The organism is Pectobacterium sp. HCp5_1 (assembly GCF_032905925.1).
In the GTDB taxonomy this organism is placed as follows: Bacteria; Pseudomonadota; Gammaproteobacteria; order Enterobacterales; family Enterobacteriaceae; genus Pectobacterium; species Pectobacterium brasiliense_A.
In genome coordinates this window covers 1-15,022 of record NZ_JAUMIO010000030.1, presented here as the reverse complement: position 1 = coordinate 15,022, position 15,022 = coordinate 1, and the positions used below count along the sequence as shown (strand labels likewise).

Below are 15,022 nucleotides of genomic sequence, written 5' to 3'. Positions count from 1 at the left end.
AAGATATCAACTTAGGTATAGATTGAATCCAGCGTTCGTCAATAAGATTTTTCAGAACGATAGGCGCGGTAAAGGCATGTAGAGGGAAGGTATTACAGAGAAAACATGGCGTAAAAGTTAGTGACAATGTCACGCCATGTTTTCTCGGGCGATAGCAATAGGCCGAATATTATTTTTCAGCAGGCTTAATCAACGCCAGAATCGTGCCCAACTGCTCACGCTGTTCATCGCTGACTTCTCGCGCAGCGGAATAGCCCGCATTCTGGATGATCATTTCATTCAGACCCACCAGCCAGTCATAGATATAAAACGCGGTATTGTTGGTCGGCGTGAGCGACAACTTGGTTAAGCGTTGTGAAGCACCAAAGCTGACGGCCTGCTTTTCGGGTTTAGCGAAAATCTTATGACCACGATTGATGCGGCTGGCAGGGCGCAGGGATTCATCGAGCTGCTGGAAGCCGAGCCAGGCAACGAAGTCACCGAGAATGGTCAGCACGCGTGAAACCTGCCGGTCAGCTTTATTCTCGCGATTAATACCCAATTGCTCACCGTCGACCAGCATATCGACCAGTGCCTCTTCGATCCGCAAACGGATACTGCCGGTAATCAATTCTTCAACCAGCATTTCGATCGTCGCTTTCGGCACGTTCAACAAATCGAGAAGCGGGGCATTTTCCGGCAGGCCACGTAGATAGTTAATCCAGTAACGATAAACGCCATGCGCGTAATCTGCCTCATAGCCGTGATCGATCGTCAAAATCGGCGGTGCAGGCTGATCGATAGCGATCGGTTCATCAGCAAACAGATCGATTTCGATTCCGACACCAAACGGATCGCTATGCGCTGATGGGGTGGAAAGGTCTTCGGCATCAGCGTGGAAACCGCCATAGCTTGCCCCTTTCTGCTGCAGGTACAGGCGGCGCAGCTCATCACGCGAAGGCAGCAGCCGTTCCAACAGTTCACCGTGCACGCCGGTGCGAGTCTGGAGCGATTTGAGCAAGGTCTCTGCAATGCGTTGTTTTTCCGCCGGATCGTCAACATCAACGGGCAGATACCAATTACCCAGCAGGTTATCGCTGAGTTCTCGTTGGAGTTCGCTAAGCTGTTCGCTGATGCGCCCTAGTTTTACATCCCGGTGAACTTCCGCGCCCAGCCACGTTGCCATCCGCGCCACGCCGCGTTTATCCATCGCCAGCATCGTTCCCCAGGCGTCGCCCGGATTACCGACATAGCGCTGTACCGCGGCATCATAGTTTTGCCCGTGCGTAATACGGCGATCGTGACGGGTGACCGCCCAAATCAGCCCCGGTTTACGGTGGCTACGAACCTGCGCGTTTTCGCCTTGCGTCTGTTTAACCCAGTGGTCCAGCGCCTTGCCGACCACTTTAACGTCAGCGCGGTTGCCCGCCGCGCTGCATACCATCAGTACGTTCATTTCCTGATTATCGGTATAGCGCTCCAGCAGATAGGCGCGTTTCGCTCGCAATAGCGTGTGCGCAAGTGGATGCTGTGTGCTTTGCTGTCTTGCTGGTGGCTCGTTCCGCGCCTCGCGAATCTCACCAAAACCGGGGAAGTCCAGCACATCAACCTGCTCGAACAGCGCTTCTTTAGGCGGCAAATGCAGTGGGATAAGCAGCTCCGCCGTCAGCATTGTTAATTCAGCCAGCGAAAGCTCCGTCGTTTTCCCCGCACGGCCATTCTGAACCGGCCGCACTAACACGCCGGGATCGTCGGCACTGTGCAAGCGTTCCAGCGCAGAACCGTCGATCAGACCGTCTGCCGGATTTAATTCATCATCCACCAGTATCCGCAGCGGCGCTAACAGCTTGCGCGTACCGGACAGGTGTTGCAGCGTGTGGCTGAAATGACGATATGCGGTAGTCAGTGAATTCAGCTCGCCCCACAGTACGGAGAAGAGCTGGGCGCGATCGTCAACGGTGAGGTAAGGCGCTAATTCAATCGCAACTGGCCAGAAGTGGGCTTCCAACTGTTTTTGCCGCTTAACATCGTGCCGCGCGAGATAGTCCCAGAGTTCGACGACTTCATCGCGGCTCATCCCCTCAACCAGTTCTGGCTGACGGTGCATCAACAGCGTTTTAATGTGTTCGGCAATATGGCGCTCGTCCAGTTCTTCAAACGTGGTCTCTTGATTGAGATCGTTTAAAAACGCGTTGGCCATGATCTTACCGATATCCAGTTCGCTGAGCAGTTGCAGCTGAACGGGAAACGATTTGTTCTTCACGCCTGACTGTCGGCTAAAGCGAGTGACTAGCGCGGTTGCGCGGTCGGACGGATTAATGTTATCGATAAAATCCAGCTGTTGCCCTTCAAAAGCGGTTTCCAGCTTGCCGTTTTCGCCCCCGGCCAGCGACGCGATCAGGTAAGATTTTCCCGCCTGAGACAGGCCAAAAAAGCCGATGGCGATCTCTTTCTGCGCCACGTCGGACAGGTGTTGCGCTTTATTGTGATTACGACGCAGTTTGACGATCAGGCGGTCGGCTTCGATATCCAGACGCGGGGCGTTCTGGCGTGTGCTTTCAACCCAGTCGATAGCCTGTTCAACACCTTGCGCGACGGCCTGTAGCTGGCCGTGAAGTCGGGTAGAGAGCTGTTTGGGCGTTAATCGTTTCATTTTTTAAATACACTCCCACTATCGATCCAATAATGGGTCGCACCTGAGCCGTTAGCGGATAATGTGTTCAATTTGAGTCGTAAATGCTGTGGTGGAACGCGGGTGCCGTCTTCCAGCACCGCATCGGCAATCTCAAAGCGTTCGGGGCTGTCTTGATCATCGCCTTTCGTTACGGCCAGTCGGACACGAAGCTTACTGTCGCCGACGACCTTACGCGCCAAATCCTGATCGACGATTGAGAGCATATAAAGTGAGGACGCAGGCCAGCGCTCGTTGTCCAACTGGCGGAAGCCGAGGCAGAGTGAGCCACGCACCTGGAAACTGAGTTTCGGGTCAAGCTCGAAATCCGGCGCATCCAGATCGATATCGCTATAGTAAACGTTATCCAGCGTCAGCGCGTTGCTGCTGTCCATCATGCCGAGATAGCGCACCGTAGAATAAGGCTGGAAATCACCGACCTTAAAGTAAAAGCCCGGCAGGCGCAGATCGAGAGCCAGTAGGCACAGCATCGCGCCGACGGCGGCAGTGGATTTCGGGTTGTCGATGCGCCCACGTTTGTTAAACGGATACCAGTCATTGGTGTGATAACCATCCAGCGACAGCATCCGATTAATCGGCAGTGGCTGCAGGTGACGGAACAGTGCCTGAATCCCCGGGAAGCGCGAAGGGCGACCGGTCAGCAGCAGCACATCGCATGAATACAGCGACACCACTTCAGACATCAGGCGCAGATTCTGCGTGATGTTCATCTTGTTAGACAGGAATTCGCCGTGCAGTTTGCTCAGTTTGAGAATCAGCGGCACCTGCAAAATATCGAAGACCTTGTCACTGACTGGCAGTTCGCGTTGCACTTCTGTATTGATGTATTCCAGCACTTTTTCCGTTGGTGCCTGTTCCAGCAATTCGCCGAAGGTGGATTCGATCTCGGCGCTGGTGTCCAGCGGATCAAAGCGCTCATAGGCTTCCAGAATCGCCCGGCCAATCGGGATGAAGACCTGCAACGTCACCTGTTGGCGTAGCGTGAGCTGTGCGTCCATACGGCCTTCATTGCCGAACAGCTTCGCCATCAGCGCATCCGGGCTGGCCATTCCAGCGGTTTTCAGCGCAGCCTGTAGCGCAGGGAGGATGTAAAGCTGAATCACATCCAGCAGAATATCGTCGCCAGCTACCTTAAAGCCTTCACGGAACAGCAGGCGGGGAATGATTTTAACGTTGTTGCCGACACCGTCATCGAGCAGATATTGCGTAATGGCGAGGTCGGTGGTGCCGCCGCCGATGTCGATTGAGGCAATGCGCAGCGTTTTGCCAGCGGGTTCACCCTCATCAAGTTCTTTATCGGGGCGCGCCATACTGGCGAAGAAATCTTCCGCACGGCCGCCAAAGTTCACCTGCGCTTCGTTATAGAGGTAAACCATCTGTCCGCATGTGGCTTCGTCCCACTCGATTTGCACGTCAGGCACCGGAACCCGGCTCTGCTGCTTGTCGGCTGGCGTGGTGAAATCCTCATCCATCGGATGCCAGTCCATCGCTTTCCAGACCAGCGCGATCGCTTCATGCATACGGCGACGGAAAATTTCACGCTCGGGTTTCGGCATCGCGGAAGGCAGCGTCAGAATAATATTTCGCAACTGGCGCGGCGCGCTGCTGTGGATCATCTTCAAGCGCTGAGCGGCGCTGTTCATCTGCATCAGCGCCTGTGCCAGCAATTCGGAGAGCATGAATGTCATGATCGAACTGCGGCTGTAGTGCGGTGAAAACACCGGTAAACGCTCTTCCAGCGGCTGGTTGTAGAGCGGCTGGCCTTCATCATTCAGCATGATGGTCAACGGCATGGCTGTCGCTAACGGTTCGGTCTGCGAATGCGCGTCGGTCTGGCTGAAACGCCAGCCTGGCGCATAGCTTTCTTCGTCCCACAGATAGCGGCGCGGGCTGGAAATCCCGCTCGATCCTTCCGTTCCCTGACGCAGCAGCGCCATGTGGCTGGCTTCGCGTCCGACACGGGTGATTGATGGCCAGATAAAGGCGTCATCGCGGCCGCTTTCTACCGAGAAGTTTTCTTTACCGAACTTCGCCTGCGAGAACTCAACGCGGCTCTCAAACAGTTCGTTGTACAGATAATGTGGCTCACTCAGATCGCGCAATTGCAGTTCATAGGTCTGCTTCAGACCGTTGCTTTCGTCTGCATGATCCTCAACCAGAATGCCGCAGGTATGCGAGTTACCGACATCCAAAATCAGGTCAACGTTGACCGCCGGTTCCTGCAGCGTGCTGGTATTAATGCGGATTTCCGGTATTTCGAGCTGATTTCCCAGCATATCCAACACATTCAGGTAATGTGCCTGATATTCAAACCCTCTGAGCGCCACTTTCACATCGTGGCTGTCGCGGTTTTCCAACGCTTTAACCCGCTGAGTAAAGACTTCGCGCAGCCAGCCGTCGACCCAGGTTTCATCAAGGAATTCACCCAGTTCGTCGCTGTGATAAGCCAGCGCGAAACTCCCGCCGGTTTTAATGTCATTGGCATTAGGTGCCAGCGACTCGTATTCGTGGCCTTCCGGGTAAGTTTTGGTATCGAACGCCAGACAAATACGGTGCGTGTTGCCGTCCTGGTCGGGCTTATCTAACGCAAGAATCTGCATCCGCGCCCAGTTATCCGGCCCGCCCATGAAGGTGCGCGGCGGATTAAAGCGGAAGAAAGGCAGCGGCAGCCAGATGTTCTCCAGCAGCTTCAGCGATTGCTCAAGCGAAATACTCAGCTCAGGCTTCACTACCTCCGGCGGCATCCCAGTGGCAGAAGGCAGCAGGAATTTGTCCGAGTGTTCATCGTACAGCAGGTGCAGCAGAGGGCCGTTGGCACTTTTACGCACATAGCGGTTAGGCTGCTCAGCCGAAAACTGCGGCTTTAAGGCAAAATCCAAAAACTGAATTCCGCTGTCCTGAATCAACGTAATGCGTTGTTTATAATCGGTAATTGTCGCCAGCATGATTATTTACTCTCGCGCTTTATCGTCATCGGGAAAACGGTGTCTGTGTCGTAACGACCGATACACTCCGCCGCAGCGCCGGAAGCGCCTTGTTTACAGACCAGTTCTGGCATTTGGAAACGAGAATTATCGGAACAGCGGGCACCGGAACGGCTGTTGATAATCAGATTGCCAGAGCTCATTAATCCTGCCTCAACGTTAGCGCGACACGTGACACCGTCACCATGAGTGATACGTGCCGTGCCTTTTCCATTTTGAATCTGGTAGCGCAGGCTAGGCGGCCTGCCGGTAATCGGCGCTTTGCCATCAACAATGACGCGCCAGTTGCCGTTCAGGAATTTGATGGAGCCGATTTTCACCTCGTCGGCTGGCATGACGAGATCGTCTTTGCCCGCAGGAATCGCTGGCACTTGCTCAACAACGGGCTCAACTGGCGGCGCAACAGGTTCTTTTGGTTCCGTGGCCGCAGGAGTTTCTGGTTTGACCGCTTCTGCTACAGGCGCAGCAGAAACTGGTGGCTCAGCGGCTTTCACGACCTCTTTTTCTGCGACAGGTGGAACAGGTGTGCTTTCTTGCTGCGGCGCAGGTTCAGCTGGAGTAGAAGATGGCAGGGCGCGTTTTTCTGGCTTGACCGTCGCGGCTAAATCGGATGCTGGCTTGTCGTCTTGTCCTGACACGCAGCCACGTATTTGCAATGACAAAATCGCTAACAGCGCGGCGGCAGGTAACAGCCACCACAGGCGGAAAAACGGCAGGCGGGCTGGTATCGCCGCGGCGACGGCTGGCGCGGGCTCGACGGCTTCCGGTGGGCTGACCGGCTGTGGTTCAGGTTCAGGCTCGGAAACGGGTTCAACCAGCGGCAGTGTTGGTGTACTTGCTGCGGGAACGGGAGCAACAAAAAGCGGTTCCGCTTCCTTGATGACAGGTCGCAGGCAGTCCAATGCATCAAGACGGGATTTCTTATCAAGATTGACGAAGCCCCAGAACGTTAAGACGGGTTTGCCATCAACCAAATAGACGTGGTTCGCGCCAGGGAACTGTATCGCTTTTGCCAGCAGGACACCAAAAAGTTTCTGCCCTGCTTTTTCTGCATTTTGCGCACGCTGGCTGATGTCGGCCACCGCAGCTTGATAGGTTTCCAGTAACGCCAACGCCTTTTCTCGTTCTTCTTCGCTCGCGGCAATCCAGGAGGTGACTTTACCGTCAACCGGCGAATACCAGTCAATGCGGTCGCCATGCTCGTTGGGTTGGGGAATCGCCAGGCAATCGGCAATCTGCTGTTGTTTTCTGAGACGTAACGTTTCCCGCAATTGAAGTGCTGATGAGTAAACTGGCTGCCCGTTCTCACCCAGCGCCAGAAAATCATCCAAACTTCCACTACGTAAAAATAATTTTGCCACGCAAAAGAGACCTTTTGTAATGATGCCTAAAGCAGAAAATAGAGTGTAATCTGCGACAGGGTATACTGTAGTGCGAATGATGGCGAATCAAACGCTTAAAGAAGTGATAAAACTAACAAATATTTGAGCAATAGAAAAAGTGGGAAACGAGAAGTTTACGCACGTGCAACTGACCACATCCAGATAATATGATGAAAATGCTGATAAAAATGATGCATTTTCTTTCAGTAGTGATTTGCGGAAACGAGGGATGCTGCGCGACGTCAGCCTCCCTCAAGGCCGTGAGAATTAAAGCTGTACGTTACCCGTGATCAGGTAAGCGGATGAGGTGCTTTGTGACATCGGCGGCAGCGTATCGCTGAGGACATTACCTTTTACGTCGGTAAATTCAATGGGAATATCGTTCATTCCAACGTGTTCAACAATAAAGTGGTTATAATCGGTTTTCTGTGCAGCAATCCATTGGTTATTGCGCATATATTTCATTTCAATAACGGGATATTTTACGTTCCTGAATTGCACCGCTGCCCAATAAGGATTTGAACCTTCCTTTATACGATAAATAACGTTGCCATTTACTGGCGCTTCGATCAGCGTCCAGTCGATATTAATTTTCCCATCTCGCAGATCGCCTATTTTCTCAAAAGCATTAAACGATAAATCCAATGCACAATCGCCACCTTCGGGATAGAGGTCAGTGACATAAACCACCGTACTGCCTTTTGGTCCATTCACTTTTAGGTAGGCCCCAGCCAGCGATGCCTTCACGCCACGGTAATCCAGTTGATTCCGGTTTAACGCCGTGATCTCCATGTTCTGCGGGATCGGATCCAGCAAAAGGGCACCGCCCTGATAGCCAGAGCCTGTTGCGGTAGCGTAGCCGTAACAGATGTCGTCCAGCTCCCACTGGGCGTGAGCGGTATTAATTAGGGGAATAACGCATAATGCAGACAAGGCTAATGAGGTTATTTTATTCATGTTTCACATCCAATATGATTCAAGATTAATAACATAGGTGAGTGGTAAAAATAAAAACGCTAAAACGGAAATCCATTTTTTGGCACCTGAATAATCGGTCTTTTGTATAAATAGGTAAATCGGTTTTATCTTAAAAAAGTAAAGCAGTGAATATATCACTGGGTTTATTTCTATAGAGCAAAATGATTATGCGCGTGAATAATTTACTTGGATTTATTCAGAAGGTGTTCTACGGTTTAAAGGGTAGGTCGACAATATTATTTCGCGCCAACGCGGATAGCTGCCAATGGCTAATCTAGAACGATGAAGAGGAGACAGCATGACGATTCATAAGAAAGGGCAAGCGCATTGGGAAGGGGATATCAAGCAGGGAAAAGGCACCGTCTCAACGGAAAGTGGTGCATTGCAACAGCAACCTTACGGCTTCAATACCCGTTTTGAGGGTAAGCCCGGCACGAACCCGGAAGAGCTGATTGGCGCGGCCCATGCGGCCTGTTTCTCTATGGCGCTCTCGCTGATGTTAGGTGAAGAAGGACATAAACCTGAGTCGATCGATACCACGGCGGATGTGTCGCTGGATAAAGTCGATGGCGGGTTCGCTATCACCAAAATCGCACTGCACAGTACGGTGAAATTGCCGGGTATTGATGAAGCGACGTTTGATAGCATCATCCAAAAAGCGAAAGCGGGCTGCCCGGTATCAAAAGTGCTCAAGGCCGAGATTACGCTGGCCTATCAGTTGAATTAAGTTCGAGTAGTTGGACTAAGAACAAACAGCTGAGCCAGGCTGTTCCGATAAAAATTGTGTTGATCAAAAGGCTTACTGGCGTCGTGTCAGTAAGCCTTTTTACATTTATACAATTAAAAACAGCGAAACGATTAAAAATAATTTAACATCTTTACGATAATAACCATAAAATTAGCATTGTCATCGCTGCGTGATACGGGCTATGGCGTAGGACGCAATATAACAAGAGCAACATTGGGCTGGCCGGTTTGTGGTGGTCAGATTCTCTGAGTATGTCGTGCTGTGGAACACAAGCGAGAGTTCAAGATGAATAAAATGACCAAGATCTGTTTTTCTGTGCTGTTGGCCGGTAGTTTGCTGACCCCTGTTTTGGCAAACGCTAGCACGTCGGAAGACATGCGTGGTATGCAGAAAAGTTATACCGCCGCCACTAAAGCGGACGATGCCGCTGCGCTGAAAACCGCGCTGAGCACATTCCGTGAGCACGTCGAGCACGCTAAAACGCAGGTGCCACCTGATTTCGCCAAACAGCCTGCCGATGGCCCAGACAGAAAAGCCTATGTGGAAGGTCTGGATAAGATTTTGCAAAAAGTGGACAGCGCACAGGCTCTGGCGGATGCCGGTAAATTGAGCGAAGCCAAAGCGGTATTGGCTGAAATCAACACATTAAAAGGCGAATACCACAGTAAATTGAGAGGCTAAGCCGCTTTTCGTTTACCATAAAGCCGCCAGTGGGATCGCACTCACTGGCGGTTTTTTTTATTATAAACGTTATGACAGTCAGAATTGCCAGCTAAGGGGAAACAGGATGACGTCACCATCACACGATGCAACGCATGATGGCAAAGATACACAAAGCAGAATTCTTGAAGCTGCGTTGGAAGTCATACTGGATCACGGCGTGAGAGGGGCAACCTACCGAAAAATAGCGCAGCAGGCCGGATTGTCACCGGGGACGCTAACCTACCGCTACAGCAGTATTGAATTGCTGTTGAGCAGCGCGTTCATCTATATGGTCGATGGTATCTCACATGCATTCCGTGTCCGCCTCAAGCAGGCAAAGGATATCGACAGCGCGCGTGAAGCCGTGGTTGATCTGATCTGTGGAGATATCTGGGCAACGTCGCGTCACCTGACGTTAAGTTTTGAACTGTACGCGCTGGCATCGCGAAAAGAAGAGTATCGGCTGATATTGCAGGAGTGGATGACGCGCAGCAGAAAATCGCTTCACCTCCATTTCAGCATTGCAACCGCGTGTTCACTGGATGCGGTGATTGAAGGATATACGATCCATAACTATCTCAATAATGAAGCTGTCAGCCGTGAAGACATCCTCAATACGGTAATCAAACTGACCTCCTGATTTCGCTTGGCGCGATCTTGTCAGGCATTTCCGATTAAAAAAAGAACCTGATGAAACAGATGCAAAACGGTGTATATTCGTGCGATAGTTATTCGTACATATGTACGAAGCCATTTAAATAAAGACGACGAGAGCTATGACCACAAAACCCGCTATCAATAAATTTGCACTGTTCGGGCTGATGTTCATTCCCGGTTTTACGTGGGCAACCTGGGTGACCCGAACCCCTGTGATGCGTGACGTTCTGAATGCCTCAACGGAAACGATGGGCATGATTTTGTTTGGTTTTTCATGTGGTTCAATGCTCGGCGTATTGGGGGCAGGTAAAGTCATTAATGTCCTCGGCATCCGTAAAACCATGGCCGGAGGATTCCTGCTGCTGCTTCTTGGGCTACTTATACTTGCGGCGTCGCTTTCGATTCAAAGCACGCCCAGCGCCTTTATGGGATTGTTGATTTTCGGCGCGGGAGTTGGTCTGGTTGATATTGCTATCAACATTGAAGGGGCGGCGTTTGAACAGCATCTGAATAAAAGCCTGATGACCACGCTGCACGGTTTTTTTAGCCTGGGAACGCTGGTCGGCGCGTTGACAGGGATGGCGATGACGGCGTTTGGCATCAATACTACGCTGCATTTTGTGGTGGCCGTAGCACTGTCGATACTTACCGCGATTGTGCTGATGCGCCAAATGCCGTGGCTGAGCGATTTGGCCCGTTCTGAGCAAGAGGAAAAGGGCGACTACAAGACGCAGGTCTTCAACGAACTTAAAGACAGCCGTTTGCTGATTCTCGGTGTGGTTATTCTTGCGATGGCGCTTGCCGAAGGTTCTGCCAACGACTGGTTGCCACTATTGATGATCGATGGTCACAACTTTGGTCACACGTCGGGGACGCTGGTTTATGTCGGCTTCACTGCCGGTATGACGCTGGGGCGCTTTGCCGGCGGATACTTTGTCGATCGCTTCGGCAAGGTCAATATGCTCCGTTTCAGCGCCGCTTCCGCCGCACTTGGGCTGACACTGGTCATTTTCTCTAATGCGCCGCTGCTGGCCGCCGCTGCGGTTATCTTCTGGGGTATCGGTGCATCGCTGGGGTTCCCGCTCACCATTTCTGCCGCAGGAAGCGGAGAAAACAGTGCCGTTCGCGTCACGATTGCGGCAACGTTGGGCTACTTTGCTTTCCTCGTCGGCCCGCCTGCACTGGGCTTCCTTGGCGAGGTTGCGGGGTTACGCATCGCCATGCTGCCGGTACTTGTCATGGTGATTTTGGCATTTATCTGTTCGTCTTCCGCCCGTGAACGTGCGGCCAGAACGGCATCTGACACCCCATCCTGATGTTTCTGCGCGGTTCCGTTTCGTGTTACCCGAACCGCGCAATCTGTTCCACGCTATTGATTACGTTGATCATAAGTGATTTGATAAATTACGGTTGCGAGACTGGCCGTTACTCTGAACTGGGAAAGTGAACACAATGGTAAATTTAACGGATATGGCTGAGGGGGATTACCCCGAATATCGCCAGTTTTTTATTCTTGAATATGCCCAGGATCTACAAGAATCCCGGGGATATGAGGCGGAAAAGGCGAGGGCGATCGCCACGCAATCGATCGATATTGCGCTACCGCAGGGTGTTCACACGAGAGCCAATAAGTTATGGTGCATTCATTCCTCAGATAATGCAGGCGTCATCATTGGCTACTTGTGGGTAGTTCTGAAAGAACACGCAGCCTGGGTCTCTGATTTTTGCCTTCTGCCCGCGTGGCGGGGCCGTGGTTTCGGTAAAGCCTCTCTTGCCGCAATGGACGTCGCGCTCACGGCATTAGGTATTGGCGAAATCGGGCTAAGAGTGGCTGCACATAATCCGGTTGCCAAGGCGTTATATGAAAAAAATGGCTTCCAAATCACCGGTTTTAACATGCACAAAAACCTGGAACCGAACCCTCCATCAGACGGCCATTAACCCAGCGAAACAGGGCAAGTACACCTCAACGACCACAGACTCCCGATACCACCATTTTGTTCACATCTGTGTAACTAAAGTTCAAAAAAAAGACGCCGATAAACAAATAGTAGGAGCTCATTGCAACGGAATGTTGATTACGATAAGTATCAACTCTAGGGGAGCCATAATGGCCAAACAATTAATACAAAAAAAACCAATGAGCACCCGCGCTCAAGTGCTGCTAACTGGCGCATTAACTATCGCACTCGGTTTCGCCGTCACCATTGGGGTGCTCAGCTGGCAGTCTAGTAAGGAACAAAAATCTCTGGCCGAACGCTATTTACAGCAGATAGCCCAAAGCGAAGCATTAAGAATTCAACAGGAACTCAACTACGCCCGAGATGTGGCGCATAACCTCGGACAAGGGCTGGCTGCATTGCCCGCTGCAGGTATTAAAGACCGCGCGGTGGTCGATAAAATGATGGAATATGCCCTGCGGGATAACCCAGAATACCTCTCGATTTCAGTCATTTTTGAAGAGAATGTGTTTGACGGTCGTGACGCCGAGTTTGCCGATCAGCCGGGTCAGGCACCTAAAGGCCGCTACGCTTGGTTTGTTGACCGCGATCAGGCTGGTAATTACAAGATGCACCCTCTGCAGTCCTACCTGACTCCCGGCCAGGGCGATTATTATCTGTTGCCGCAAAAGAGCCAGAAAGATACGCTCATCGAACCCTACTCTTATGCTTACAACGGCGTACCTACGCTACTGACATCAGTCGCCGCACCGATTGTCAGCCAGAGTAAACTGTGGGGCGTCGTTACGTCAGACATTTCCCTTGCGTCATTACAGCAAAAAGTTAACCAGATTAAGCCTTGGGAAGGCGGCGGCTACGCGATGCTGCTATCCAGTGAGAGTAAAGTCATCTCTTATCCGGATAAATCCCAGACGAGCAAAGCCTGGCAAGGGCCGACGGACAACTTCACGTCCTCAGTGGTACAACACGACGATGCCATTTTGGGTGAAGAAGCCCTGATTACCTGGCAACCCATTGCTATCGGCAACAGCACAGATAAATGGCATTTGGCCATTGTTGTCCCTGTGAGCCAGGTGATGGCGGCGTCTGAACGCCAGTTAATGAATGCCGTCATCATGATGGTGATCAGTATCCTGTTGGTGAGCGCGCTGCTGGGCTGGGTATTCAGCCGTAAAGTGCTTAAACCACTGGGTGGTGAACCACGCGAAGCGGCCACCATTGCGCTGGCGGTTGCTGAAGGTCGACTGAGTAATGTGATTGACGTGCAACCCAACGATCGTAACAGTCTGTTCTTCGCGCTGAATACGATGCAGTCACAGCTGCGTCAGGTGGTCGGACAGATCAAAGACGCCAGTGATTCCGTGCGACAAGGCGCGGCGGAAATTGCCAGCGGTAACCTCAATCTGGCATCGCGTACGGAGCAGCAGGCCGCTGCGCTGGAACAAACCGCGGCGAGTATGGAGGAGATCACCGCTACGGTGAAACACAATGCCAACAATGCTCATCAGGCCACGACGCTGACAGAGAATGCCACGAAGATTGCTCAGCGCGGCGAATCGCTGGTCAGTCAGGTGGTTCAGACGATGTCGCAGATTGATGAGAGTGCGAAGAAGATTGGTGATATTACCGCCATGATTAACAGCATCGCTTTCCAGACCAACATTCTGGCGCTGAACGCCGCGGTAGAAGCGGCGCGAGCGGGCGAGCAGGGAAGAGGATTCGCCGTTGTGGCATCGGAAGTTCGCAGCCTGGCACAGCGCAGCGCCAGTGCGGTGAAAGAGATTGCTGCACTGATTGAGGAATCCAGTCAGCGTGTTGAAAGCGGCGTTAAACTGGTGAACGATGCCGGTAAAACCATGCAGGATATGACACACGCCGTCAGCTCGGTACAAAGTATCATCGGTGAGATTGTCACGGCATCGGATGAGCAGGCGAAAGGCATTAGTCAGGTCACGATTGCCGTCAATGAAATGGATGGCGTCACGCAGCAAAACTCCGCGCTGGTACAGCAAATGTCGGCTGCGGCCAGTTCGCTGGAAGATCAGTCCATGTCGTTAGCGCAGGCGATAGAGCATTTTCGTTTGGAACAGCAGCACGTGTCACCTCGTGCGTTGTTAAAATAAAAGTGACACCGTCACTCGGCAGCCTAACGGTTGCCGGGTGACATCTTCAATCCTTCCGTAATTTTTGCTCCACATCCCCCTGAGTTTTCTTCAACATCGCATATGGCATTCGTCACGTTGTGAAAGTTGTATCGAACCTTTAATTAAGGCAAATTAAATCATCATGATATTGTTAAGAAAAAATAACCATGCACTTGAATTACCCCTGTTTGAGAGCGTTCATGGAGATTGTCCGTAGCGGCAGCTTTGAAGTTGCGGCTCGTAAACTCCACGTCACACCGTCTGCTATCAGCCAGCGTATCAAGCAGTTAGAAGATCAGCTTGGTCAGGTACTGATCGTAAGGGGCAATCCGTGTCGGGCAACGCTGACGGGGCAAGCGTTACTTAGACACGCTGAACAGATAGATATGTTGGAGAGTGAGCTTTTCAGCACGCTTGAAATGCCGGCCAGGCAGAGTCTTTCAGTGGCTGTGAATGCGGATTCAATAGACGGATGGTTTCTGGATGCGATGGACGATGCCTGTCACCAATCCAGTATTTTGCTCGATATCCTTGTCGAGGATCAGGAACACTCGGCAACCTTGCTGCGTGAAGGTCGCGTCATGGCAGCGGTCAGCGCTAGCCCGGAACCGATTCAAGGCTGTGGTGTAGAATATTTAGGAACGATGCGTTACCGCGCGTATTGCTCACAGATTTTTGGTCACGTATTCAACTCGGTGATCGTCAGGTAGAATGTTCATCTGTTTTCCTAAATATTTAGAAGAAGAGCCTGATGGCAACGGTTGAGGTAAAATGCCCGTTTTGTGAGCAAACAGA

General features: G+C 51.8%; 11 protein-coding genes. 7 read left to right on the top strand and 4 right to left on the bottom strand.

The genetic code is table 11. The annotated features are described in order from the left end of the window. Positions 1-169: 169 nt before the first annotated feature. The 4 genes from Q3A88_RS17380 to Q3A88_RS17365 form a co-directional block, all read right to left on the bottom strand. Entirely contained in the window at positions 170-2,632 is a 2,463-nt protein-coding gene (locus Q3A88_RS17380; protein WP_317178342.1) for a putative virulence factor, read from the bottom strand. Then, positions 2,629-5,616: a virulence factor SrfB gene (locus Q3A88_RS17375; RefSeq protein ID WP_014915412.1), complete on the bottom strand. Its 2,988-nt coding sequence runs from the start codon at positions 5,614-5,616 to the stop codon at positions 2,629-2,631. The genes Q3A88_RS17380 and Q3A88_RS17375 overlap by 4 nt, the downstream gene beginning before the upstream one ends. 2 nt (positions 5,617-5,618) lie before the next feature. Beyond that, positions 5,619-7,016 carry an SrfA family protein gene (locus tag Q3A88_RS17370; protein ID WP_110162871.1) on the bottom strand — a complete coding sequence of 466 codons (1,398 nt, stop codon included), beginning with the start codon at positions 7,014-7,016 and terminating at the stop codon, positions 5,619-5,621. Between the two features lie 288 nt (positions 7,017-7,304). Then, positions 7,305-7,994, bottom strand: coding sequence for an expansin EXLX1 family cellulose-binding protein (locus tag Q3A88_RS17365; protein ID WP_010275007.1), 690 nt, complete (start codon positions 7,992-7,994; stop codon positions 7,305-7,307). A 319-nt stretch (positions 7,995-8,313) separates the two neighbouring features. On the opposite strand from Q3A88_RS17365, the gene Q3A88_RS17360 reads away from it, so the two are divergent. The 7 genes from Q3A88_RS17360 (at position 8,314) to Q3A88_RS17330 (ending at position 14,937) form a co-directional block, all read left to right on the top strand. Continuing rightward, complete coding sequence (locus Q3A88_RS17360) at positions 8,314-8,742, top strand: OsmC family protein (RefSeq protein WP_010275011.1); 429 nt, start codon at positions 8,314-8,316, stop codon at positions 8,740-8,742. 306 nt (positions 8,743-9,048) lie between these two features. Then, positions 9,049-9,444, top strand: a complete 396-nt coding sequence (locus Q3A88_RS17355; protein WP_014915409.1) for a cytochrome b562 — start codon at positions 9,049-9,051, stop codon at positions 9,442-9,444. Positions 9,445-9,550: 106 nt separating this feature from the next. Next, complete coding sequence (locus Q3A88_RS17350; RefSeq protein WP_317178341.1) at positions 9,551-10,105, top strand: TetR/AcrR family transcriptional regulator; 555 nt, start codon at positions 9,551-9,553, stop codon at positions 10,103-10,105. A gap of 136 nt (positions 10,106-10,241) precedes the next feature. Continuing rightward, positions 10,242-11,438 carry an MFS transporter gene (locus Q3A88_RS17345; protein WP_205530891.1) on the top strand — a complete coding sequence of 399 codons (1,197 nt, stop codon included), beginning with the start codon at positions 10,242-10,244 and terminating at the stop codon, positions 11,436-11,438. Positions 11,439-11,574: 136 nt separating this feature from the next. Then, positions 11,575-12,063, top strand: coding sequence for a GNAT family N-acetyltransferase (locus tag Q3A88_RS17340; RefSeq protein ID WP_317178340.1), 489 nt, complete (start codon positions 11,575-11,577; stop codon positions 12,061-12,063). 169 nt (positions 12,064-12,232) lie between these two features. After that, positions 12,233-14,206, top strand: coding sequence for a methyl-accepting chemotaxis protein (locus Q3A88_RS17335; RefSeq protein WP_317178339.1), 1,974 nt, complete (start codon positions 12,233-12,235; stop codon positions 14,204-14,206). A 188-nt stretch (positions 14,207-14,394) separates the two neighbouring features. Continuing rightward, a complete protein-coding gene (locus tag Q3A88_RS17330; protein WP_317178338.1) occupies positions 14,395-14,937 on the top strand; it encodes an ArgP/LysG family DNA-binding transcriptional regulator in 543 nt (180 codons plus the stop codon). Positions 14,938-15,022 lie beyond the last annotated feature (85 nt).